Genomic DNA, 24,554 nt, shown 5'->3' with positions numbered 1-24,554 from the left:
AATGAGTAAAGGTATCGATCAGGTAGCAGCCCAGGCTGGGATTGCTGCCGATTACATCAATGCCCACGGCCAACGGCAGGCAATTTCGCCGGAAACCAAACGCAAGCTGTTGGCGGCGATGAACCCTGCGTCATTGCAGCCGTCAACGGCTCCCTTGCCGCAGGTTAAAGTCTTTTATCACGGAAACCCGGTGGCGCTGCCGCTGGGGGGGGAAGGCGAGTTTCACTGGGTGTTGTTGCGTGAGGACGGTAGCCAGCAAGAGGGCCGTGCCGGTGCGCATAAAACACTAACCCTGCCGAGCAAATTGCCGCAGGGTTATCACCAACTCACTTTGACGCAGGGGGAGCAGAAATGGGTCTGTCGGCTGATTGTCGCCCCCAAGCGTTGCTACGAGCCGGATGCATTACTGACCGGCAAGAAGCTGTGGGGAGCCTGCGTTCAGCTCTACACGCTGCGTTCCGAGCGTAACTGGGGTATTGGGGATTTTGGCGATCTCCGAGCGATGGTTGGCGAGGTTGGCGAACGCGGCGGGGCCTTTATCGGGCTCAACCCGATCCACGCGCTGTATCCGGCCAGCCCGGAAAGCGCCAGTCCTTATAGCCCGTCTTCGCGCCGCTGGTTGAACGTGGTGTATATCGACGTCAACGTGGTAGAGGATTTCCAGCTCAGCCAGGCCGCGCAAAAGTGGTGGCAGAAGGCTGCGACGCAGAAGCTGTTGGCCAAAGCGCGTAACAGCGAACTGGTGGACTACAGCACGGTAACGCAGTTAAAGCTGGTGGCCTTGAAGCTGGCTTTCCCGTATTTCCAGGCTCGCAAGCCGCAAGATGCGCTGAAGCAGGAGTTTGAGCGCTTTGTTGGCGAAGGGGGCAATAGCCTGTATCAGCAGGCGGCGTTCGATGCGTTACATGCTTATCTCAATGCCAAAGACAGCACTATGTGGGGATGGCCAGCCTGGCCGGAGGAGTATCAGCAGGGCAACAGCCCGGCAGTGGAAACCTTCTGTAAGCAGCATGAGGATGAGATTACCTTCTACCTGTGGCTGCAATGGTTGGCGGCCAGCCAGTTTGCCGAGTGCTTCAATCAAAGCCAGCAGCGGCAGATGCCGATTGGCCTGTACCGCGATCTGGCGGTTGGGGTGGCAGAGGGCGGGGCGGAAACCTGGTGTGAACGTGAGCTGTATTGCATGCAAGCCTCCGTGGGTGCTCCGCCGGATATTCTAGGGCCGCTGGGGCAAAACTGGGGCCTGCCGCCGATGGACCCACATGTGATGGTGGCGCGGGGGTATCAGCCGTTTATCGATTTGCTGCGCGCCAATATGACCAGCTGTGGTGCTTTGCGTATCGATCACGTAATGGCGATGCTGCGTTTATGGTGGATCCCTTATGGTGAAACGGCCGATCACGGTGCTTATGTGAAATACCCGGTTGACGATCTGCTGGCGCTCTTGGCCTTAGAGAGTCAGCGCCATCGTTGTATGGTGATTGGGGAGGATTTGGGGACCGTGCCGGTGGAGATCGTCGGCAAACTGCGTGATAGCGGCGTCTATTCCTACAAGGTGCTGTATTTCGAGCACGATGCCGAGAAGCAGTTCCGTGCGCCGCAGTCTTATCCGGTGCAGGCGATGGCGACCATTACCACTCACGATCTGCCAACGCTGCGCGGTTATTGGCAAAGTGGCGACCTGACGCTCGGCAACCAACTGGGGTTATACCCGGATGCGGAAGTGCTCAAAGAGCTGTTTGCCGATCGTGAACGGGCCAAGCAGGGGTTACTGGACGGGCTGCATCGTTACGGCTGCGTACCGCAAAAGGTCGGCAAGAAAGCCTCGTTGTTGGGTATGAGCCCGTTGCTGAATCGGGGTCTGCAACGCTATGTGGCAGACAGTGCCAGCGCGCTGCTGGGCCTGCAACCGGAAGACTGGTTGGATATGGCGGAGCCGGTGAATATTCCAGGCACCAGCGATCAGTATCCGAACTGGCGGCGTAAGTTGAGCCTCACGTTGGAAGAAATGTTTGCCGATCCTGAGGTGAATCGCTTACTGAAGGATTTGGATAAACGACGCAGAAAGGTTTCGGTAGGCTAAATGCATCGGGGCGGCTTACCGACCTCGATGGAGATAGGCAGGGCGCAAAACGGAATTGCGCCCTGCTATTTATCAGTAGTAAGAGTGCTCGCCGCGCTGGTGCTCGGTGAGATCGCGCACGCCTTTCAGTTCCGGGAACTTTTGCAGCAACTCTTTCTCGATCCCTTCCTTCAGCGTCACGTCTACCATTGAACAACCGTTGCAACCGCCGCCGAACTGCAGGATGGCTAGTGCGTCGTCGGTGATTTCCATCAGCGTCACGCGGCCACCGTGGCCAGCCAGTTGCGGGTTGATCTGTGATTGCAGTACGTATTCTACGCGCTCCATCAGTGGCGCATCGTCGTCCACTTTACGCATTTTGGCGTTCGGCGCTTTCAGCGTCAGCTGTGAGCCGAGCTGATCGGTGACGAAGTCGATCTCGGCGTCGTCCAGATAAGGCGTACTCAGTTCATCGACGTAAGCGGACAGCTTCTCGAACTTGAGCTCGGTATCTGTTGCTTCCACCGCGTCTGGCGGGCAATAAGAGACACCGCATTCGGCCGTCGGCGTACCCGGATTGATCACGAATACGCGGATTTGGGTGCCTTCTTCTTGGCTTGCCAACAGCTTGGCAAAGTGTTCCTGTGCAGCATCTGTTATACGGATCATAGCATTAGCTCAATAGTTGACTTCTATAGTAGGTTATAATACGCCCATTGCCGTGGTACTACAACGTGCGGCAAACGCACCAAATCTGCAATGATGCGACGCCCTGCTTCTGTAATAGTGTAGCGATCTCCGCCACGGTGCTGCCAGTGGTAACTACATCATCCAGCAGTGCCACATGCTTTCCTGCCAGGTTCTCATCACAACGAAAAGCACCACGCAGATTACGCCGCCGCAGGCGCGCTATCAATTGCTGTTGTGGCGCGGTTGCCCTGATGCGGCGTAATGCCGCAGGGTGATATTCACAGCCCAACCAGCGGGCTAGTGGTCGGGCCAGCAGATCGCTTTGATTATAGCCGCGCCGCCAGCAGCGTTTATCCTGCAAGGGTACCGTTAAAATAACTTCCGGTCTGTTCAGATGTTGCTCTCGGTGCGCTTGCAGCCAGTGCAGCAGGATCAAACGAGCCAGAGTGGGAGCCAGCGCTGGTGTCTGCTGGAATTTGAAATTTCTCACCAGGGTGCTGATGGGGGGGCGGTAATCCGTGACAAAGACCAACGCTTGCCAAGGGGGCGGTTTTTGCAGACATCGCCCACAAGGCTGATGGGGATCGCCACTGGGCAAGCCGCAAACTGGGCAGCAACAAGGTTTGGCGGGCAGCGTACGCAGGCAGTAGCTGCAGATGCCCTGTTGCATCAGCCGTAATGGTTGCCGGCATAGCCAACAGCGGCTGTGGATTGGTAGCATAGTCACCTCCCCTTTTTAATACTCTATGAATTTCGAGTTGTGTAAAACGCTACCGTTTGGAAGGCGACGAGTAAGGACAATAACTGATGACAGCGCTGTATTGGCAAACCTTAGGTGAAGGCGATCGCGATCTTGTGTTGCTGCACGGATGGGGATTGAATGCCGAGGTTTGGGGTTGCACGTTGGAGCGATTGGCTCCGCATTTTCGCCTACACCTGGTGGACTTGCCTGGCTATGGCCGCAGCCAGGGCTATGGAGCCGTTTCATTAACGAAGATGGCGGAGATACTGCTGGCCGCCGCGCCCAAGCAGGCTTATTGGCTGGGGTGGTCTCTTGGTGGGCTGGTGGCCGGGCAGATAGCGCTGATGCAGCCTGAGCGGGTAACGGGGCTTATCACCGTGGCCTCTTCGCCCTGCTTTACGGCGCACGATCCGTGGCCAGGGATCCGTCCGGAGGTGCTCAGCGGCTTCCAGCAGCAGCTCAGCCATGATTTCCAACGCACCGTGGAGCGTTTCCTGGCGTTACAAACGTTGGGTACGGAAAGCGCTCGCCAGGATGCACGCCAGTTGAAAACCGTGGTGCTCAATCAGCCGATGCCGGGCGTTGAGGTGCTTAACGCTGGTCTGGAGATGTTGCGTACAGTGGATCAACGCCAGACCTTGGCGGCGCTGACAATGCCGGTACTGCGTATTTATGGCTATCTCGACGGGCTGGTACCACGCAAGGTGGCCACTTTGCTGGATGAGCTGTGGCCAAACTCCACCTCGGAGGTGATCGCCAAAGCGGCCCATGCGCCGTTTATTTCGCATCCAGAAGCTTTCGCTAACATTATTAAGCAATTTGTCACAATCGAGTAATGGCGCGGCCTGGCGGGGATATCTTATTGATTACAGATTATAAAGGCACAAAACGGTGGTAAAACTTTAACCAATGAGTGGATAAAAACTGAACCTGTTCGATACTTGAAGGGGTAAATGCGTGGCTACAAGGTGAATAGGGCCGTATCAATCTTCACTTTGGCGATTTGTTTCTGGGCAGAGAGAGCTTCGTCAGGGAAAGCAACGAAGCTGTTAGACGTCGCAGTAGCCAAGCTCGATGACGCATTTCTTGTTAGTGCTTTCATAAAAACTAATTTTTCCATTGAGAGGTATTATCATGAAATCATTGAAGATGATCGTTGCGGCGTTGATTGTAGGTTCAGTGTCTTTCGGTTCGATGGCAGCAACCTTGCTAACTAAAGACGAACTGGATAAGAACCCAGGCAAGTATGAGAAAGTTGGCACCGTGTCTTCAACTGCACAGGCCACCGATCCTATGGACTTGAAAGATGAATTGTCCAAACTGGCTGATGAGAAAGGGGGCCAATATTATGTCGTCCTGGCGGCTCGTGAACACGGCAAATTCAGCGCAGTAGCTGACGTGTATAAAGACAAGCAATAATCCTCAAACGAGGGGCGCAGGTAAACTATCGCGCCCCTGTATTCAGCCCTTCAAACGATAAATCACCGTTTTACAAGCCAACCCTTCCGGGCAACGCTTGCAGCTGCCGCTCAGGCATTCGCTGCTATCAAGCTCAATACGTTCAACTTTCCCCATCGCGGTCAAACGTTGCAGCATTGCCTCAACCAATGGCAAGGGCGTTGCCAGTTGGTGGCTCAGCTGCTGTGCCTGAGCGCTGCCCCGTAGGGCAAGCGCATCACGGATTTGCAGCAGGCTGGCCATTAGTGGCAGTCACCCGAACTTTGACAACAGGACGCCGAGGTGGCGCTACGCAAACGGATGGTTACGCGGCTCCGTGCCTTGCGCAAACCCAATAGCACCAGCGCATTGAACAGCAGCACGATCAGGATCGCCGTTGCGCTGTATTGCGGATGTTGGCTGAAGGTCGCGATCTGATAGAACAGCGTTGCCAGAGAATAGGCCACGTTCAGCCCCCACAGGATAGAGAAAGTCATCCAACCACGGCTGGACTCACGTGCAATGGCTCCCATCACCGAGACGCAGGGAACGTACAGCAACACGAAAATCAGATAGCTGTAGGCCGAGATTGAGGTGCCAAATTTGCTACTCATGACGCCCATTGAGCCCACGCCCATTTCACCATCGCCCTTGCTGGCTTCGATAGGGTTGGAGAGAACGCTCAGGCTGAAGGTGTTCTTCAGACCCTGCCAGGTCTCATTGACGGCGGCACCGAGTTCCTCAAGCAGATTGAAGTTGGTGGCATCGAACTGCTCATTGGTGATGTTCTCTGCGGTGTAAAGCGTGTTGAGCGTCCCGACCACCACCTCTTTGGCCATCGCCCCCGTCACCAGCCCGACGGTCGCCTGCCAGTTATCACTGTGTACGCCCATGGGTTGCAACAGCGGAGTCAGCACCTTGGAGACTGAGGCCAGAGCGGAATCATTGATGCTGTCTACCGGCTGGCCGCTGAACGAGAAGCTGTTCAAGCCGCCAATAAAGATGCTGGCAATCACGATCACTTTCCCGGCGCGTAGCACAAAGCCTTTCAGGCGTTGCCAGGTTTGCAGCAGCAGGCTTTTCAGATGCGGCACGTGATAAACCGGCAGCTCCATCACAAACGGCGACGCTTCGCCGCGCATGATGGTGTATTTCAGCACCAGGCCGGTGAGGATCGCCACCACGATGCCGAGCATATACAGTGAGAACACCACCCCCGCGCCATCCTTGCCGAAGAAGGCCGCGGCGAATACGGCAAAGATTGCCAAACGCGCGCCGCAGGACATAAAAGGGGCCATCATGATGGTGATCAGGCGTTCACGTGGGGCATCCAAGGTGCGTGCGCCCATAATGGACGGCACGTTACAGCCAAAGCCAACGATCAGCGGCACAAAGGATTTACCCGGCAACCCGAGCGCCTGCATCAGGCGGTCCATCACAAATGCCGCTCGCGCCATATAGCCGGAGTCTTCCAGGAATGACAGGAACAGGTACATCATGCCGATTTGTGGGACCAGTGGCAGCACGGTATTGATACCGCCGCCCACGCCTTGCGCCAGGAAGACGGTCAGCCACTGCGGGAAATGCAGGGTATAACCGACCCACTGGATGCCCTGAATAAAGATGGCCGCCGAACCGAGATCGAAGATCGGTTGCAGTGCGCCGCCGATGTTGATCGCCAGTACGAACATGATGTACATCACCAGCAGGAAGATTGGCACCCCCAGCCAGCGGTTGAGGATCACCCGATCCAGCACCTCCGTCAGGCGGTTTGGCAGCGCCAGCTTTGAGTTGCTGACCGCATCGCAGAGGGTGGCGATCGACTGGTAGCGGGCATCGGCAATCACCAGCGCGGGATCTTCCTGCTGCTGCTGTTGCAGCGCTAACCTGGAATGTGCCAGCAGCTCGGTGGCTTTCCCGGCCAACTGATGGCTGTAGATGTCACCCTCCAGCATTTGCAGGGCCAGCCAGCGCCGCTGTTCGGTGGGCAGCTGTTGAGGCATGGCCTCGGTCAGCGTAGTGATTTCGTTTAGCAGCAGCGGTGGATAAGCCACTAGCGCTTTTAACTGGTTGAAACGGTGATTGTCGATGGTCTGTTTCAGCAGGCCAATGCCGTCGGCCTTGGTGGAAACCATGGATACCACCGGGCAGCCAAGGCGCTCGGCCAGGGCGGCGACATCGATCTCAATATTCTGGCTCTTGGCAATATCTTGCATGTTCAACGCCACGATGCACGGAATACCCAGCTCCAGCAGTTGCAGTGTCAGGTAGAGGTTGCGTTCCAGGTTGGAGGCATCGACCACGTTGATCAGCATATCCGCATCGCCGCTCAGGATGTAGTGACAGGCGATCTGCTCATCCAGCGAGGTTTGTTCAGAGATGGTGGTGAGCGAGTAGGTGCCTGGTAAATCCACCAGCGTGACCTGAGACTGCGGCGTTGTAAACTGGCCCTCTTTACGCTCAACCGTCACCCCGGCCCAGTTACCGACCCGCTGGCGCGCCCCGGTGAGCTGGTTGAACAGCGTCGTCTTGCCCGAGTTCGGGTTACCGATTAAGCCAATAGTGATTTTTTTCATAAACCAACGTGATATCAATTAATTAAGTATCTTCCGCGTTTGCACACGGCAACTGCCTGAAGCGGGGACAGCGCGTTACAGTTGGCTATCTAGCAGGATCAGGTCTAAATCTTTTTTCCGCAGCACCAGACTGACGCGGCGAGTCTTTATTTCTATCGGGTCGCCAAGCGGAGCCACGCGTACCACGTCAAACTGCGAGCCGGGCAGCATGCCAAGCGACAGTAATTTCTGGCGGTAGGCCGGGCTGATCTCGTTGGAGAAGCCGGTGATTTTATAGGTATGTTTAGGAAGCAGCTGCATATTGCCTTCTCAATGAGTTGGGAATTCCCACAGGAATGCCACCTTCAGAACATTTGCTGCCCAGACAACCTGCGAAAAGGTGAATGGGGCCAGAAACGCCGAGCCATAAAGCGGAGCAATGAATACGCAGAATCATAGTGATAACCATTATCGTATTCAATACAGAATGTATGGGTAATTGTAAGTGTCGTCACATTTGGGATGAGACGGTTTGCTTGCATTAGTTTTAGCACTAAGCAAAACGCACTGCAAATGAGCGCAAAAGGTTAATTAAGTTGCAAATTTGTGCATCTTCTTGCGGTGATGAAACAGTTGTAGCCCTATTGGCGCGGCTGAGAGTTTCACTGCGTGGATCTGGCAACATGGTTTGCTGTAAATGAGAGGGGTAAGTATTTGTGTTTACGGCACAATCAGTAGCCTGAGGAGGTAGTGTTAATAAGGGTGTTAACAAACAGGCATTTTTACCGCTGCGGGGGATGCAGGCGATGACGCGAAACGGGGATGACAAAAAATCGCCATTTTATTGCGGCAAGTCAACATTGTCGGGCTGCCGCATGCTGCGTCCGTTTAGCCGCAACAGGTGGCGTTAGAAGGCTAAGTTATCTACGAACTCCAGAAGCCCGTAGTTGAATACATGAATATCATCGGCAGTAATAATCCAGCGAAGCCTCTTGAACAGGAGATCTGATCAAGAGGCAGCTAAAAGAGGGAATAAGAGTTTATTCCCTCTGCTTATTATTTCTTACCGAACGCAGCGGCCAGCGCGTCACCCATGGCGCTGTTACCTGCCGGGGTGCTGTTGCGTGGTTTAGGCTTATTAGCCGCAGGGCGTGAGGTTTTATCGCGAGCTGGAGCGTTATTATTGCCCCCGCCACGGCGTGGTGAACCTTCACCCGGTTGCTCATCCAGGCGCATGCTCAACGCGATACGCTTACGCTGTAGATCCACCTCCATCACCTTCACCTTGACGATATCGCCAGCTTTCACCACGGTGTGCGGATCTTCAACGAACTTGTCCGCCAGTGACGAGATGTGCACCAGGCCGTCCTGATGAACGCCGATATCGACAAAGGCACCAAAGTTGGTGACGTTAGTGACCGAACCTTCCAGGATCATGCCCACCTGCAGGTCGTTGAGGGTTTCCACCCCTTCGGCGAAGGTTGCGGTTTTGAATTCTGGGCGAGGGTCACGGCCCGGTTTTTCCAGCTCTTTCAGAATGTCGGTGACCGTCGGTACGCCGAATTTCTCATCGGTAAAGTCGCTGGCTTTCAGGCTGCGTACCGCACTTGGGTTGCCCATCAAATCTTGCAGTGCCTGGCGGGTCGCGGCCAGAATGCGTTCCACCACAGGGTAGGTTTCCGGGTGGACGGTTGATGCATCCAGCGGGTTATCGCCGTGGTTGATGCGCAGGAAGCCCGCGCATTGCTCGAAAGCTTTTGGCCCCAAACGGCTCACTTTCAGCAGCTGTTCACGGTTGCTGAAGCGGCCATTCTCATCACGCCAGGTGACGATATTCTGCGCCATCATGCGCGTCAGGCCAGCCACGCGGGTCAGCAGCGGCACGGAGGCGGTGTTCAGATCAACGCCAACGGCGTTCACACAGTCTTCCACCACCGAGTCCAACTTCTTGGCTAATTGGCTTTGGCTGACGTCGTGTTGGTATTGGCCCACGCCGATAGATTTCGGATCGATCTTAACCAGCTCGGCCAGTGGATCTTGCAGACGGCGGGCGATGGAAACCGCACCACGCAGGGAAACGTCGAGGTTCGGGAACTCCAACGCGGCCAGTTCGGAAGCGGAATACACTGAAGCGCCGGCCTCGCTGACGATCACTTTCTGGGCCTTCACATCGGGGAACTGCTGTTGCAGCTCGGCAAAGAAACGCTCGGTTTCGCGGGATGCGGTACCGTTACCGATGGCAACCAGCTCAACCTTGTGTTTGATGCATAGCGCGGCAACGACCGCAGCGGCTTTGGCTGCCTGCCCGGTGTGCGGATAAACGGTATCGGTGGCAACCAACTTGCCGGTGGCATCAACCACCGCCACTTTAACGCCGGTACGCAAGCCAGGATCCAGGCCCATGGTGGCGCGCATACCGGCTGGGGCTGCCATCAGCAGATCGTGCATGTTGCGGGCGAAGACGTTGATCGCTTCGTCTTCCGCGCGCTCACGCAGGGTACTCATCAACTCGGTTTCCAGATGCAGCAACACCTTGATGCGCCACGTCCAGTTAACCACGGATTTACGCCAGGCATCTGCCGGTGCGTTGTTCAGGCGCAGGTTGAGATGGTTGGTGATAATCAGCTCACCCTGGCTTTCACGCGGGGCTTCTTCAAACTGTGGATCGGCATTCAGTGCCAGCTGCAGCACGCCTTCATTACGGCCACGGAACATCGCCAGCGCACGGTGCGAAGGCACTTGCGCAATCGGTTCGTGGTGGTCGAAGTAGTCGCGGAATTTCGCGCCTTCTTCCTCTTTACCCTCCACAACCTTGGACACCAGATGGGCGTTTTTCCACAGGTAGTCACGCACCTTGGCCAGCAGGGTAGCGTCTTCGGCAAAGCGTTCCATCAGGATGTAGCGTGCGCCGTCCAGCGCCGCTTTGACGTCTGCCACGCCTTTCTCGGCATCGACAAACCCTTCGGCCAGCTGTTCTGGCTGCTGTTGCGGATCTTGCCACAGGGAGTCTGCCAGTGGCTCCAGACCGGCTTCAATAGCAATCTGCCCACGGGTGCGGCGTTTTGGTTTGTAGGGCAGGTAAAGGTCTTCGAGTTCGGTTTTGCTTTGCGTGGCGTTGATTGCCCCCGCCAACTGTTCGGTCAGTTTACCCTGATCTTCAATGGACTTGAGGATGGTTTGGCGGCGATCTTCCAGTTCACGCAGATAGCCCAGACGAGTCTCCAACTGACGCAGTTGGGTATCATCCAGGCCCCCGGTGACTTCCTTACGATAGCGTGCGATAAACGGTACGGTATTACCTTCATCCAGCAGACGGATGGCGGAGTCAACTTGCTCCGGGCGGGCCTGCAGTTCGGTTGCAATAATGCGGCTCAGTGGATCAGTCATAAGTCAGGTATCTGTTAGCAGCGATAATCGATAGGGGGATAGTTATACGTTTTGCAGGGGGAAAATGCCAGTCCAGAGGGCCGAGGTTTTGACGGGCGCAGCATGCAGCGCCCCTACGGTCTCAACTATTCTTCGTCTTTGATATATTCGATCTCGTTGACCGTCCAGTAGGCAATACCTGCCGGGGTCTCAACCGTGGCCGTATCCCCCACCTCTTTTTTCAGCAAGGCGCGAGCCATTGGTGAGTCGATGGAGATATAGTCTTTGCGGCCAAAGATTTCGTCGTAGCCAACGATGCGAAAGCGTTTGGTATCACCATCGTCATTCTCGATCTCTACCCAGGCACCAAAGAACACCTTGCCCGCCTGCTGTGGCGAATAATCGACAATTTTCAGTTGCTCAAGGCACTTGGTGAGATAGCGCACCCGGCGATCGATCTCACGCAGCCGCTTTTTATTGTACTGGTAATCGGCATTTTCACTCCGGTCGCCCAGGCTGGCGGCCCAGGTGACTTTCTTGGTCACTTCCGGGCGATCTTCACGCCACAGGAAATCCAGTTCTTTTTTGAGCTTGTTGTAACCCTCACGGGTGATCAGCAATGTTTTCATCGTCATCCATCATCGAATCACAGGAGCAGTGGGCATTCTCGCATAAAGCGGTCACCATATCCGTTGGCGTTTTTTTCATAAACCTAAGGTACACTGCCAATTCGCCAGTCTTGCGGTTTTCTGCCAAGAGTGTACATCATACGCAGCGGGAGGTTTTTTACCGATCTGTGGCTCCGGTTTAAGTGAAAATTGTTGATATTTGGGCAAAAGAATAAGCTTTGTAACAATTTCGTCTAGAATATATACCATTAAACGCTGTCAGTAATGATGGAGTTTTTGAACAATACGAGGCTGTTGCCAAATAGCCGCCAGCGGTACCAATGCATAAGTGCGGGCCACAGTCTAGAATCAGGCAATACAGCCTTTGGGAGTCAGACAATGCAAGAGAATCACAAGATTCTGGTCGTCGATGATGACATGCGCCTGCGTGCGCTTTTAGAGCGTTACTTAACCGAACAGGGTTTTCAGGTGCGCAGCGTTGCCAACGCTGAGCAAATGGATCGTTTGCTGACGCGTGAGTCTTTCCATCTGATGGTATTAGACCTGATGTTGCCGGGTGAAGACGGGCTGTCCATTTGCCGTCGCCTGCGCAGCCAAAGCAACCCGATGCCGATCATTATGGTGACCGCCAAGGGTGAAGAAGTGGACCGTATCGTCGGGCTGGAAATTGGTGCCGATGACTATATCCCTAAACCGTTCAACCCACGTGAATTGCTGGCTCGTATCCGTGCCGTGCTGCGCCGTCAGGCCAACGAACTGCCGGGTGCGCCTTCTCAGGAAGAAGCGGTGATCGCCTTTGGTAAATTCAAACTGAACCTCGGCACGCGCGAGATGTTCCGTGAAGATGAACCTATGCCATTAACCAGCGGTGAGTTCGCCGTGCTGAAAGCCTTGGTCAGCCACCCACGTGAACCGTTGTCGCGCGATAAGCTGATGAACCTGGCCCGTGGCCGCGAATACAGTGCGATGGAGCGCTCCATCGACGTGCAGATCTCACGCCTGCGCCGCATGGTTGAGGAAGATCCGGCACATCCACGCTATATCCAGACCGTTTGGGGTCTTGGCTACGTCTTCGTCCCGGACGGCAGTAAGGCATGAGGAGATTACGCTTTTCACCGCGTAGCTCGTTTGCCCGAACTTTGCTGTTGATCGTCACCTTGCTGTTCGTCAGCCTGGTGACGACCTATCTGGTGGTGCTTAACTTTGCCATCCTGCCCAGTCTACAGCAGTTCAATAAGGTGCTGGCGTACGAAGTTCGTATGCTGATGACCGATCGGCTGCAACTGGAGGACGGCACCTTGCTGGAGGTGCCGCCAGCGTTCCGCCGTGAGATCTACCGCGAGCTGGGCATTTCGCTTTATACCAACGCGGCCGCGGAAGAGAGCGGCCTGCGCTGGGCGCAACACTACCAATTCCTTAGCCAGCAGATGGCGCAGCAACTGGGCGGCCCGACCGACGTCCGCGTCGAGGTGAACAAAAACTCCCCGGTAGTCTGGCTGAAAACCTGGTTGCAGCCAGATATCTGGGTGCGTGTCCCGCTGACCGAAATCCATCAAGGCGATTTCTCGCCGCTGTTCCGCTATACCCTGGCGATTATGCTGCTGGCGATAGGCGGCGCCTGGCTGTTTATCCGCATTCAGAACCGCCCTCTGGTGGAGCTTGAGCATGCTGCCTTGCAGGTAGGCAAAGGTATTATTCCGCCGCCGCTACGTGAGTATGGTGCCTCTGAAGTGCGTTCCGTGACCCGGGCCTTCAACCAGATGGCCTCTGGGGTGAAGCTGCTGGCGGATGATCGTACGCTGCTGATGGCAGGGGTGAGTCACGACTTGCGCACGCCGTTGACGCGTATCCGTCTGGCAACGGAAATGATGAGTGGGCAAGACGGTTATCTGGCGGAATCGATCAATAAAGATATCGAAGAATGTAACGCCATCATCGAACAGTTTATTGATTACCTGCGTACCGGCCAGGAGATGCAAACCGAAATTTGCGATCTAAATTCCATTCTGGGCGAAGTGGTGGCGACCGAAAGTGGCTACGAGCGGGTGATTGAAACCGATATTCTGCCGGGCGAGCTGATAGTGGATGTGCATCCGCTATCGATCAAACGTGCGGTGGTGAATATGGTGGTGAATGCGGCACGCTATGGCAACGGCTGGATCAAGGTCAGCAGCGGGAGCGAACTACAGCGCAGCTGGTTCCAGGTGGAGGATGATGGCCCTGGTATCAAGCCGGAAGAGCTGAAGCACCTGTTCCAACCTTTTGTGCGTGGCGACAGTGCGCGTAGCACCAGCGGCACTGGGTTAGGGCTGGCGATTGTGCAGCGTATCATTGATGCTCATACTGGCGTGCTGGATATCGGCACCAGCGAGCGTGGTGGGCTGCGTATCCGAGCTTATCTCCCATTACCGATCGAGAAGAAAGAAACTTCCAGCGGGACTCCGCCAGCCAAAGAAAACGCCTGATATCCTGACTTAAGGCCGCAGCACTGTGGCCTGGTCAGGGCTTTGTGCCGTATCCTGCCGCTTCTTCATGCAGACGCTGATCACCAATGGCCTGCCATGGATCGATTAACTCAATGCCGCAATGGAGAAAATCTTTGATATTGCGCGTAGCAAGGGTGGCACCATATTGTAGACAGATGGCGGCGATTTGTGTGTCGGGTATGCTCATTAACTTCCCTTGACGCTGGTTTCGGCCCATCAGTTGTGCATACTGCATTGCGCTCATTGCATCAAATGGCAGAATTTGCTCATCAAACTTTGTCTGTATTGCCTCTGCCAACTTGATTTTTAGTTCCCGCTGTCACTTGCCTTCCGGCATACGGGCAACGCCACTGAACAACTCAGCAATCACAATCGCGCTTAGATACAGCTCATTATTGTCTTTTTCGTCTAGCCAGGTGACGACGTTGTAATGCGGATAGGGGCGCATCATTTCTGAAATGATATTAGTGTCGAGAATAATCATGCTTTGTCATCTTCATCGCCAAAGGTGACTATGCGTGGCATCTCGTCGCGCGGCGGGATATCCAGTTCTACGCCACCGAATTCGGCAAAGTGCTGGTGCATCCAGGTTCCCAAGCCATAACTCGCTGGCTTCTTCATTAAGGCCTGTTTCAAGATCATGCGTGCTTCCTCCTCCATGGAATGACCATTTTTAGCCGCTGAAATGCGCAACAGCTCTTTTATTTCATCATCTAGATCCCTGACGGTTATGGTAGCCATTCAAACCTCCTGTGCTAGCAATGATAGCATTGCTTTATATTCCTGCTTGATTGTCTAAAAATCAAGCAAAAAATAGAAAAGGCGCGGAGTTCCGCGCCTTGGCTTAGGAGGGTAATCAACGCTATTACAGTTTTGGACCCGAGCTGACCAGTGCAGCGCCTGCCGGGGTATCGGTGTATTTGTCGAAGTTGGTGATAAAGCGGTTCGCCAGATCGTGCGCCTTCTCTTCCCACTGTTCTATGCTGGCATAGGTGGCACGCGGATCGAGGATGGCCGGATCAACGCCTGGCAGGGCGGTTGGCATCGACAGATCGAAGATTGGCAGCGTGATGGTTTCTGCCTTATCAATTTCACCGTTGAGGATGGCGTCGATAATGCCGCGAGTGTCTTTAATCGAGATACGCTTACCGGTGCCGTTCCAGCCGGTATTCACCAGGTAAGCTTGGGCTCCGGCTGCCTGCATGCGTTTGACCAGCACTTCTGCATACTGGGTTGGGTGCAGTGACAGGAATGCCGCGCCAAAGCAGGCAGAGAAGGTTGGCGTTGGCTCGGTAACGCCGCGCTCGGTACCGGCCAGCTTGGCGGTGAAACCGGACAGGAAGTGGTACTGGGTCTGGTTGGCCGTCAGGCGTGACACTGGCGGCAGTACGCCGAAGGCGTCCGCAGTCAGGAAGATCACCTTGGTTGCGTGGCCCGCTTTAGACACCGGCTTGACGATGTTGTGGATGTGGTAGATCGGATAGGAAACGCGGGTGTTCTCGGTTTTCGATCCGTCGTTGAAGTCCACGGTACCGTCGGCTAGGACGGTGACGTTTTCCAGCAGCGCATCACGCTTGATGGCGTGATAGATATCTGGCTCGGCTTCTTCCGACAGCTTGATGGTCTTGGCGTAGCAGCCGCCTTCGAAGTTGAAGACGCCATCGTCATCCCAGCCGTGTTCGTCATCGCCGATCAGTTGGCGTTTCGGATCGGTGGACAGCGTGGTTTTACCGGTGCCGGACAGGCCGAAGAACACTGCCACATCGCCTTTCTCGCCCACGTTGGCTGAGCAGTGCATGGAAGCAATGCCTTTAAGCGGCAGCAGGTAGTTCATGATGGAGAACATACCCTTTTTCATTTCGCCGCCGTACCAGGTACCGCCGATCAGCTGCATACGCTCGGTCAGGTTGAATGCCACGAAGTTTTCCGAGTTCATTCCCTGCTGCTGCCAGTTCGGGTTGGTGCACTTGGCGCCGTTCATCACCACGAAATCAGGCTCAAAGCCCTGCAGTTCTTCATCACTAGGGCGGATAAACATGTTTTTGACGAAATGCGCTTGCCAGGCCACTTCTGTGATAAAGCGGACTTTCAGGCGGGAGTCTGCGTTAGCGCCGCAGAAGGTATCGACCACGAACAGGCGCTTGCCGGAAAGCTGCTCAGTGACCAGTTTTTTCAGATCTGCCCAGACTTCAGGGCTGAGAGGTTTGTTATCGTTCTTGCCTTTACCTTGATCGGCCCACCAGACGGTGTCCCGGGTGATATCGTCACGGACGATGTACTTATCTTTTGGCGAACGGCCGGTGAAGATGCCGGTATCGACGGCAACGGCACCCAGATTGGTTACTACTCCACGCTCAAACCCTTGCAGTGAAGGGTCCGTTTCTTCCTTAAACAGTAATTCATAACTCGGATTGTGAACGATTTCACCAACGTTATGAATTCCATAAGCGGCAAGATCCTGGTGGGTTATACCATTAACACGCATGTCACTACTCCTTGATCACAGAATTTCTGGCGACAATTGTAGGGATCCATAGAGATGTAACCGCGATAGGTATCAAATATTTAACGTATTAAACATTTTTTAGTTACGTTATGAGATGTAGACCACGGAATAAAGCAAGCGTGCAAACGGTGAGAGCTGACGTGCGTCACAACTCGACGCACGTCACAGCGCGGTTTTGCTTAATGCAGTTGGGTGCTGCTGTCGGCATTGCCGTTGTGGAGGGCGGCGATGTCTAGCGCATCGAATACATAATGATTACCACAGTAATCACAGTGCATATCGATGTTGCCATCCTGTTCCAGCATATCGGCCACTTCTTCCGTTGGCAGCGTAATCAAGGCATTGGCACAGCGCTGGCGTGAACAGGTGCAGCGGAAGATCACGTCCTGGGGTTCGTACAGCGTAACCTCTTCCTGATGGTAGAGGCGATACAGTACTTCGTTAGCCGGCAGGGTGAACAGCTCCTGATCCTTGATGGTGGCGGTTAACTGTACCAGATGGTCGAAATCATCGGCATTGCCATCCTGAGCGGGCAGTACCTGCAACAGCATGCCAGCAGCCGCTGGTTTGCCTTCGGCTTCGCCGGTGCGGATAAACAAGCGCGTTGGCAGTTGTTCGGACTGACGGAAATACCCTTCCAGACACTGGGCCAGCGTTTCGCCTTCCAGACCCACCACGCCCTGATAGCGTTCTCCTTCAGACGGGCTGATGGTGATCACCATAATGCCGTTACCCAGCATTTGGTGCAGGGTGCTGTCGGCCGCAATCTCGCCTTCTACACGGGCTACGCCACGCATCTCCTGGCGATTGTTGCCGTTGATCACCGCCAGTTTCAGCGGGCCATCACCTTGTACCTGAACGGTAATGTCACCGTCGAACTTCAGTGTGGCGGTCAGCAGGCTGGTGGCTACCAGCAACTCGCCCAGCAGGCTTTGTACCGGGGCCGGATAGTCATGGTTGGTCAGGATGTGCTGATAGGTTTCGCTGACGGTAACCAGCTCACCGCGCACCGCGTAGTTTTCGAACAGGTAACGGTGTAATTGGTCATGGTTGGACATAGTTTTCTCTCTTTGAGGCGAGGGATTATTCCTGCTCGCCAAATTTAAATTTAATCAAATCGCGCCGCTCTTTCTTGTCTGGACGGCGGTCTGGGTGCGGCATGGTCAGCGCATTCATTTTGCGTGCCAGTGCCACTTTCTCGCGATTGGCAATGCTGGCGTCGGTTTCCTGATACATCAGCTGCGCCTCGTCTGCCCCACGCCGCTGGCTGTTGAGGGTCAGCACGATGATGGTTCGTTCGTCATTACCCTGACGCAGCTTGATTTCGGCATTGATTTCAACGGGTTTACTCGGCTTGCCGCGCTGCCCGTTGTAGTGCACCTTGCCGCCGTCGATCATGTCACGGGCCAGTGCGCGGGTTTTATAAAATCGGGCGGCCCATAGCCATTTATCCAGGCGGACGGCCTCATCCGGTGTTGCTTTGGCTTTCATTGCTCCCTCCGTTCCAACGCTGGTATCAACTGGCGGTAGTCGCTCATCGACGGATAACGCTGGAAAGTTTTACTCGCCATGCTGGAATCCGGGTTTTGCACGCCTAGGCAGTAACGGATACCAAACTTGCGGGCGGCATCCAGAATCGGTTCACCATCATCCACAAACAGCGTGCGCTGCGGGTCAAAACCGGTTTGCTGCTGCACGGCCTGCCACAGACGTTGATCTTCCTTTGGATAACCAAATGTGTGGGTGGAAAGTAATAAATCAAGGTGTCGATCCAAACCCGTGTGCTCAATCTTCACCGCCAGACTGTGTGGATGTGCGTTGGTGAGCAGGATGGTGCGCTGCCCGGCATCGCGTAACGCCTGCAAAAACGGCTGGGTATCTTCACGCAATCGAGCGCGGTTACCGACTTCGCTGGTCATTTGGTAGATATCCAGCCCGAGGCGCTCGCTCCAGTAATCAAAGCAGTACCAGTTCATGGTGTGTTGCACGGCCAGGTATTCCTGGTGAATGATTTTGCTGGCGTCATCGAAGGGAATGGCTCGTTGCTCACTCAATGCCTGTGGTACCAGCGTTAACCAAAAATGGCTGTCGAATTCCAGATCAAGCAGGGTGCCGTCCATATCCAGCAGTACGGTATCAATATCGTGCCAGTCAAACTCAGGAACCATGTACCAACTCCATAGGCGGGATAGCGGTATCCCGCGGATGCTAAAAAAACATACAGCCTAGTATAGGCGGATGGCAGGGCTGAGGCTACGCCATCGGGCGTATGGATATCGGGGTGAGCTGCGGGTTGAAGCAGTTTTCGTAATAGCGCTGGATATCGGCGAGACGATGCTGGTTTTTGCGCCTGCGCTGTACCAGCCGCCAGGAGTTGTAACCCAGTACGATAACCAACACCAGCAACAGCAGGCTGGCACCAAGATAGCGCCACAGGGTCACGATATCCGGTTCACTATGCAGGGCGATATGTCGGGTGCCGTTAGCATCGACAAAGATATTGGTGATCACCCCGTTTGCCTGGAACGGCGTATGTAGTAACAGGCTGCTAAGGCGCTGTAGCTCTTTCCATTGGTCAAGTGGGTTGTATTCGTTCAGTGGCTGTGCAGGCAGGGGATAATCCACCAACTGTTTGCCTTCGTCACTGGTGATCAAGAAACCGCCCGGTGGTGGGCTGTTGAGGGCTGCAGCAGCCTGACGGGTTTCCTGCACCACAAAGGCAGAGGTGGCCGCGTTGCTCAGATTTTCCAGCGATTCAGCGCTGACCGGCCGCAGCAGGACGTTAACGCCTTCCAGCGCCCCGGATTTGGCGCGTTTCACCAGGGCGGCCCAGTTCTTGACGTTCCCCAGGTTGACCAACGCGTTCTTCAAGCGCGCACAGTCGGCCTGCGTGCCGCACAGATCCTGCGTTTTCAACACGATATCAGCAAAGTCATCCAGCAGGATCATGCCTGATTTTTCAATGGCACTGGCCAACTGCGGGTTCACTTTCTGATCGGAACCGCTTGGGCTTGGGTGCAGTTGTCGGTTGATGGTGGCCATCAGCGCGGCGGCTTTATCGATTACTTCCGACTCGGGCTGTGGCAACGGGGTAGCCGTATTCCAGTAGATCCCCGAGCAATCGAAAGGCATAAAGCTCGGTGCAGTGGCGCTGTTGTTGCCCGAAGGGACGTAGCACATGCCGTTGCCCTGAATTTTCAGCCTGTCGCCGATATGCAGCGGGATGGCCTCCAGCGCCTGAACGCTAGTGACTTCCGTTTTCTGTGCGCCCTGTAACCACGCAGTGCTCAATTTAGCGGGCAGGCTGAGTGGAATATAGATTAACAGTAACAACAGCACCACGAGCGAACTGGCCGCTAATACGGCGTTTTTGCCCCAGTGCTGCAAGGGGAAGTGCTTCACTTCGTCATGCAGGGAAAGATAGCGCCCCTGACGCACTACCTGTCGGTTGAGATAGATATCCATATTGGTGGTTTTACCCAGATCCGCATTCAGGTAAGGCAGCCAGTGTGGGGGATAGATCAAATCGATAATCCCCAAAGAGATATTACTGATTTGCCCCTGATTGGACTCGCCGAATAACCCCCAGCGCTTTGGCGTGCCGCGCAGGTTGTGCACCTCTTTCAGTTCTTTTTCGCCCGGGCGGCGTAACAGATGCCAGCAGCCCCAGGCGATCATCAGCACTGCCACCAGAATGATCCAGGGGATCACCACCACCGGACTGATCAGGCTGAGGAACAGCAGCAGTAGGGCCGTAGAGATGAGGGCTGCTTCCTTGACGCCGTTCGGCCGGTTGAGCTCATGTTCTTCGCGGGTTTCCTTGCGGATGTTCACCAACTCAATATGTTCGCTCTCTTCCTTGCGGATGGAGGCGTTTCTAGTCGGGGCTGCGGTTACTACCGGCGATGGCGGGCTGTCGTAAATATGATCCAGCAGCGAATGGCCGTTGAGTGAGATCACCAGTGGCAGCGTCTGGGTCTTGATCACTTCGACGTGGTTATCGGCACTGATGTACTGCTCCCAGAATGGAGGCAGATGGATCTCTTCCGAGTCGAGATAGTAACGCCAGTTGTTGGGCTCATCGCTTGCCAGGCCATAGCGGGTGATGGCATGGGTGATGGGGTAAACGTTATCGCTCTGTGTGGTCAACGCCAGCCTGACGGAAGGTAGTGGAGAGGAGCCTGACAGCAGTTTGTTGCCCAGACGGTTCTGTTGGTTGAGGTAATACTCAATCGCAGCCCGTTCTGGTGCGGTCAGCTTGCGGTGGGTAGGTTTGACTAACGGCAGGATACCTGCCAAGGCTGGCTGGGGGCGGAATTTAAACCATAAGTAGAGGCCAGCAGCGATCAGGCAGGCTAGCGCTAAGGCCAATATCAACGCTACTGTGCTCATGCTATTCTCGTCCTACGCCCATGAAACCGCCAATCCTAACCGCAAAGCCTGACATTATACGGAGTTAACCGCCCAGAGATAGAATGACCCACCGTTAAATTGTTATCCGGCTCTCATTCGTGGTTATCGTTGGGCATTCACCGTACGATTTTCTACCTGTGTGAGCATAGCAATCCTCATGATGGTGGGATATCAGGATTATCTTATTTGCCTATCTCTTTTTTATCCACTGGATGGCGGCTGGTCAGGTTTGTTAAAAAAAAGTAAATTACAGGCTAAGTTCGTTGCGGTAATGGTTCCCATTAACGCACAATGTGATCAAGATCGAGTTTAGCCAGCGCTTGCCCCTCTTGCTGTCTGGCACAACGCGCATATTATTATCCTGGTTACTTGCCTGAGAGTGCTGAATATTCAGCCTATTAGGCGGTTAACCTATTTGAGGCAATCATGGATAAACACCTGCAAAAACCTAAAATTCTGAAAGTAGAAACGGTCGCGCGCTCGCGTTTATTTAACGTTGAGTCAGTCGATCTGGAGTTCAGTAACGGTGTGCGGCGGGTCTATGAGCGTATGCGCCCTTCGGAACGTGAAGCAGTGATGATTGTGCCGGTGATAGGAGATGATTTGCTGCTGATCCGTGAATATGCGGTGGGCACTGAATCCTATGAACTGGGCTTCCCCAAAGGGCTGATCGATCCTGGTGAAGGGGTATTGGAAGCCGCTAACCGTGAACTGATGGAAGAAGTCGGCTTTGGGGCCGGGCGTTTTGATTTCCTCAGCAAACTGACGATGGCTCCTTCCTATTTTTCCAGCCAGATGAACATCGTACTGGCGCACGATCTCTATGCGCAAAGCCTGGAGGGGGACGAGCCAGAACCGTTGCCACAGGTGCGTTGGCCAATAGCCAACATGATGGCACTGCTGGCTGAACCGGACTTCCGTGAGGCGCGGAACGTCAGCGCACTGTTCCTGACAGAGGCATTCCTGCGCGGTTAACGCTAACCTGCTTCCACCGGCTACGTCGTGTAGGGGCGTTGCATCCGACAGTTAAGATAAAAAAATGGCCAGATTGCTCCGGCCATTGTTGCTTTTAGAACAGCTCGTGGCTTTCGCCACCAGGATCTGTCAGGGTGGTTCCGGCATCATGTACCGAGAACTCCGTGGGTTGAGTACCTTCGATAAAGTACTCGGAACGGCTACCCCCGCCCCCATTGGACAGTTTGCCTGTGCTCTTGTCGATGGTCACGCTGACAATCCCCGGCGGTGGTGTGACTTTCTGTTCTGGCAGGCCTTCCAGCGCTACCTTCATAAAATCATCCCAAGCCGGTTGAGCACTTTTTGCCCCACCTTCACCACCGGAAATCTGATCGGGAATGGCACCCGAAGCGGAGGCACGGCCAAGATTGCGGCGGTGATCGTCGAAACCGATCCACACCGATGTTACTGTTTCTGGGCCGTAGCCGGAGAACCAGGCATCTTTCGAACTGTTGGTGGTACCGGTTTTGCCGCCGATATCATGGCGTTTAAGGTCGCGGCCTGCGCGCCAACCCGTACCCATCCAACCTGGTTCACCGAAGATATTGGTGTTCAACGCATCACGGATCAGGAACGACAGCGGGGTGCTGATCACATGTGGTGCATACTGCTGGTCGTTATCCTGCTGCATCTGTGCCGGGGTAACCTGCTCAAGTTGCGGCATCGGTACGTTGGCATTGTTGCCTTCCTGCGAGACCGCCACGTTCTCGGTGTTATCATCGGAAAGCATGGCCGAACGATGCGTATCACCGTAAATCACCGGCAGGTTACAGCTGTCGCAGACCACTTTGGGTTTGGCTTCGAATATCGCGTTACCGGTATCGTCTTCGATCTTGGTGATGAAGTATGGGTCAACCAGATAGCCACCGTTGGCCAACACGGCATAGCCGCGTGCCACCTGTAGCGGGGTGAACGAAGCCGAGCCCAGCGCCAGAGATTCCGAATGCACGATGTTTTGCGCAGGGAAACCAAAGCGTTGCAGATATTCAGCGGCATAGTCCACGCCCATGGCGCGCATTGCCCGCACCATCACCACGTTTTTCGATTGGCCAAGGCCTTGGCGCAGCCGGATAGGACCGACGTAAGTTGGCGGAGAGTTTTTCGGCCGCCAGTCGGTACCGGCACCGGCATCCCAACGGGTGATCGGCAGATCGTTGAGGATGGAGGCCAACGTCAGACCCTTGTCCATTGCCGCGGTGTACAGGAACGGTTTGATGTTGGAGCCCACTTGGCGCAGTGCCTGGGTTGCGCGGTTGAACTTGCTCTGGTTGAAATCGAAGCCGCCGACCAACGCCTTGATAGCGCCAGTGTTAGGATCGAGCGACACCAGCGCCGAGTTCACGTCCGGAACCTGTGACAGCCACCAGTTGTCGTTAACTTTACGCACCCAGATCTGCTGGCCGGGCTGCACCACGTCGGTGACGCGCTTCGGCGTAGAACCTTGCACAGTATCGCTCTTGAACGCACGTGCCCAGCGCATACCAGACATGGGGAGCGCAATGCGGCTGCCATCGGCCAGCATGGCGGTAGCCTGTTCGGCATCTGTCTGCAGGATCACCGCAGGAGACAGCGGGCCGTAGTTCGGCAGGTTCTTCAGGGAATCGACAATCTGTTTCTGATCCCAGGCTGGCTCACCTACTTTCCACAGCACGTTTGACGGGCCGCGATAGCCGTGGCGCATGTCGTAGTTGAGGATGTTGTTACGTACCGCCTCCTGCGCGCCCAGCTGCAGCCGCTTGGTGATGGTGGTGTACACCTTGTAACCGTCGGTATAGGCGTTTTCACCGTAACGCTTGATCATCTCCTGACGGACCAGCTCTGAAAGATAAGGGGCAGAGAAGCTGATTTCCGGCGCATGGTAATTGGCCACCAAAGGTTCACTGCGGGCCTGATCGTACTGCGCCTGCGTGATGTAACGCTCATCCAACATCCGCGATAGCACCACGTTACGACGCGCTACTGAGCGATCGTGGGAGTACAGCGGGTTAAAGGTGGAAGGTGCTTTGGGTAACCCGGCAATGGTGGCCATTTCGCTCAGCGTCAGTTGGCTGACATCTTTACCAAAATAGACGTGCGCGGCAGCACCCACGCCATAAGCGCGGTAACCCAGATAGATTTTGTTCAGATACAGCTCAAGAATTTCATCCTTGGTCAGCATCTGTTCAATGCGGATTGCCAGGAAGGCTTCCTTGATTTTGCGCATCAAGGTGCGTTCCGGGCTCAAGAAGAAGTTTCTGGCCAACTGCTGGGTGATGGTACTGGCCCCCTGCGAAGCATGGCCGGAAACCAGCGCGACCGACGCGGCACGGAAGATACCAACGGGATCGACTCCGTGATGATCATAGAAACGGCTGTCCTCCGTGGCGATGAAGGCATGCACCATCACCGGTGGGATTTGGTCCAGCTTGAGAGGAATACGGCGTTTTTCACCATATTGGGCGATCAGTTCGCCCTCAGCGCTGTAAACCTGCATTGGGATTTGTAGCCGCACGTCTTTCAGCGTTGCGACATCGGGCAGCTGTGGCTCGACATATTTGTACAAGCCAAAAATCGAGGCTGCTCCCAGCACGATGCAAAACACTGCAAGGATTAAAAGATACTTTACGAACTTCACCTGAGATTTCCCATTTCATGTCAATTGGGCAGTTTATAAA

The 24,554-nt window shown here is 54.9% G+C and carries 20 protein-coding genes and 1 pseudogene; 6 read left to right on the top strand and 15 right to left on the bottom strand.

What is annotated here, in order from left to right:
• Position 1 precedes the first annotated feature (1 nt).
• Positions 2-2,083, top strand: coding sequence for a 4-alpha-glucanotransferase (gene malQ / locus KAJ71_RS15100; protein WP_248946498.1), 2,082 nt, complete (start codon positions 2-4; stop codon positions 2,081-2,083).
• A gap of 72 nt (positions 2,084-2,155) precedes the next feature.
• On the opposite strand, the gene nfuA is transcribed toward malQ, so the two are convergent.
• Positions 2,156-2,731 carry a Fe-S biogenesis protein NfuA gene (gene nfuA / locus KAJ71_RS15095; RefSeq protein WP_248946497.1) on the bottom strand — a complete coding sequence of 192 codons (576 nt, stop codon included), beginning with the start codon at positions 2,729-2,731 and terminating at the stop codon, positions 2,156-2,158.
• A gap of 58 nt (positions 2,732-2,789) precedes the next feature.
• Positions 2,790-3,473 carry a DNA utilization protein GntX gene (gene gntX, locus KAJ71_RS15090; RefSeq protein ID WP_248946496.1) on the bottom strand — a complete coding sequence of 228 codons (684 nt, stop codon included), beginning with the start codon at positions 3,471-3,473 and terminating at the stop codon, positions 2,790-2,792.
• A gap of 86 nt (positions 3,474-3,559) precedes the next feature.
• Here gntX and bioH point away from each other — a divergent pair, with 86 nt between their 5' ends.
• On the top strand, positions 3,560-4,330 hold the full coding sequence (gene bioH / locus KAJ71_RS15085; protein WP_248946495.1) for a pimeloyl-ACP methyl ester esterase BioH: 771 nt from the start codon (positions 3,560-3,562) through the stop codon (positions 4,328-4,330).
• A gap of 298 nt (positions 4,331-4,628) precedes the next feature.
• Complete coding sequence (locus tag KAJ71_RS15080; RefSeq protein WP_065684045.1) at positions 4,629-4,913, top strand: YdgH/BhsA/McbA-like domain containing protein; 285 nt, start codon at positions 4,629-4,631, stop codon at positions 4,911-4,913.
• 42 nt (positions 4,914-4,955) lie between these two features.
• On the opposite strand, the gene KAJ71_RS15075 is transcribed toward KAJ71_RS15080, so the two are convergent.
• The 5 genes from KAJ71_RS15075 to greB all read right to left on the bottom strand — a co-directional run bounded on the left by KAJ71_RS15075 (position 4,956) and on the right by greB (position 11,481).
• Positions 4,956-5,195, bottom strand: coding sequence for a FeoC-like transcriptional regulator (locus KAJ71_RS15075; RefSeq protein WP_248946494.1), 240 nt, complete (start codon positions 5,193-5,195; stop codon positions 4,956-4,958).
• Complete coding sequence (feoB, locus tag KAJ71_RS15070; RefSeq protein WP_248946493.1) at positions 5,195-7,507, bottom strand: Fe(2+) transporter permease subunit FeoB; 2,313 nt, start codon at positions 7,505-7,507, stop codon at positions 5,195-5,197. Before feoB ends, KAJ71_RS15075 begins: the two co-directional genes overlap by 1 nt.
• Positions 7,508-7,582: 75 nt before the next feature.
• On the bottom strand, positions 7,583-7,807 hold the full coding sequence (feoA, locus tag KAJ71_RS15065) for a ferrous iron transporter A (RefSeq protein ID WP_248946492.1): 225 nt from the start codon (positions 7,805-7,807) through the stop codon (positions 7,583-7,585).
• Positions 7,808-8,542: 735 nt separating this feature from the next.
• Positions 8,543-10,873 (bottom strand): Tex family protein, encoded by a 2,331-nt coding sequence (locus tag KAJ71_RS15060; RefSeq protein ID WP_248946491.1) that lies wholly within the window; start codon positions 10,871-10,873, stop codon positions 8,543-8,545.
• 125 nt (positions 10,874-10,998) lie between these two features.
• On the bottom strand, positions 10,999-11,481 hold the full coding sequence (gene greB / locus KAJ71_RS15055) for a transcription elongation factor GreB (RefSeq protein WP_021181715.1): 483 nt from the start codon (positions 11,479-11,481) through the stop codon (positions 10,999-11,001).
• Positions 11,482-11,859: 378 nt separating this feature from the next.
• Between greB and ompR the strand changes: the two genes are divergently transcribed.
• Together ompR and envZ are read left to right on the top strand one after the other, a co-directional pair.
• Positions 11,860-12,579 (top strand): osmolarity response regulator transcription factor OmpR, encoded by a 720-nt coding sequence (gene ompR / locus KAJ71_RS15050; RefSeq protein ID WP_004709363.1) that lies wholly within the window; start codon positions 11,860-11,862, stop codon positions 12,577-12,579.
• Positions 12,576-13,946 (top strand): two-component system sensor histidine kinase EnvZ, encoded by a 1,371-nt coding sequence (envZ, locus tag KAJ71_RS15045; protein WP_248946490.1) that lies wholly within the window; start codon positions 12,576-12,578, stop codon positions 13,944-13,946. The genes ompR and envZ overlap by 4 nt, the downstream gene beginning before the upstream one ends.
• A 34-nt stretch (positions 13,947-13,980) precedes the next feature.
• Here envZ and KAJ71_RS15040 read toward each other — a convergent pair.
• The 7 genes and pseudogenes from KAJ71_RS15040 to KAJ71_RS15010 all read right to left on the bottom strand — a co-directional run bounded on the left by KAJ71_RS15040 (position 13,981) and on the right by KAJ71_RS15010 (position 20,865).
• Positions 13,981-14,451: pseudogene (locus KAJ71_RS15040) on the bottom strand (type II toxin-antitoxin system VapC family toxin).
• On the bottom strand, positions 14,448-14,708 hold the full coding sequence (locus tag KAJ71_RS15035; RefSeq protein WP_059199455.1) for a FitA-like ribbon-helix-helix domain-containing protein: 261 nt from the start codon (positions 14,706-14,708) through the stop codon (positions 14,448-14,450). Before KAJ71_RS15035 ends, KAJ71_RS15040 begins: the two are co-directional and overlap by 4 nt.
• A gap of 124 nt (positions 14,709-14,832) precedes the next feature.
• On the bottom strand, positions 14,833-16,452 hold the full coding sequence (gene pckA, locus KAJ71_RS15030; protein ID WP_024482749.1) for a phosphoenolpyruvate carboxykinase (ATP): 1,620 nt from the start codon (positions 16,450-16,452) through the stop codon (positions 14,833-14,835).
• 200 nt (positions 16,453-16,652) lie between these two features.
• The gene (gene hslO, locus KAJ71_RS15025; RefSeq protein WP_248946487.1) at positions 16,653-17,531 is read right to left on the bottom strand and encodes an Hsp33 family molecular chaperone HslO; all 879 of its coding nucleotides are present in this window, start codon (positions 17,529-17,531) and stop codon (positions 16,653-16,655) included.
• Positions 17,532-17,556: 25 nt separating this feature from the next.
• Positions 17,557-17,964 (bottom strand): ribosome-associated heat shock protein Hsp15, encoded by a 408-nt coding sequence (gene hslR / locus KAJ71_RS15020; protein ID WP_248946486.1) that lies wholly within the window; start codon positions 17,962-17,964, stop codon positions 17,557-17,559.
• On the bottom strand, positions 17,961-18,641 hold the full coding sequence (gene yrfG / locus KAJ71_RS15015) for a GMP/IMP nucleotidase (protein ID WP_248946484.1): 681 nt from the start codon (positions 18,639-18,641) through the stop codon (positions 17,961-17,963). The genes hslR and yrfG overlap by 4 nt, the downstream gene beginning before the upstream one ends.
• A gap of 85 nt (positions 18,642-18,726) precedes the next feature.
• A complete protein-coding gene (locus KAJ71_RS15010; protein ID WP_248946483.1) occupies positions 18,727-20,865 on the bottom strand; it encodes an intracellular growth attenuator family protein in 2,139 nt (712 codons plus the stop codon).
• A 447-nt stretch (positions 20,866-21,312) separates the two neighbouring features.
• Here KAJ71_RS15010 and nudE point away from each other — a divergent pair, with 447 nt between their 5' ends.
• Positions 21,313-21,861, top strand: coding sequence for an ADP compounds hydrolase NudE (gene nudE / locus KAJ71_RS15005; RefSeq protein ID WP_248946482.1), 549 nt, complete (start codon positions 21,313-21,315; stop codon positions 21,859-21,861).
• 94 nt (positions 21,862-21,955) lie between these two features.
• Here the strand turns inward: nudE and mrcA are convergent, their stop codons facing one another.
• Positions 21,956-24,514, bottom strand: a complete 2,559-nt coding sequence (gene mrcA, locus KAJ71_RS15000) for a peptidoglycan glycosyltransferase/peptidoglycan DD-transpeptidase MrcA (RefSeq protein WP_248946480.1) — start codon at positions 24,512-24,514, stop codon at positions 21,956-21,958.
• Positions 24,515-24,554: the final 40 nt, after the last annotated feature.

It is taken from the genome of Serratia silvae (genome assembly GCF_023282985.1).
Lineage (GTDB): Bacteria > Pseudomonadota > Gammaproteobacteria > Enterobacterales > Enterobacteriaceae > Chania > Chania silvae.
Note: the sequence above shows the minus strand (reverse complement) of the source record. Positions and strands in the feature narration are given on the sequence as shown.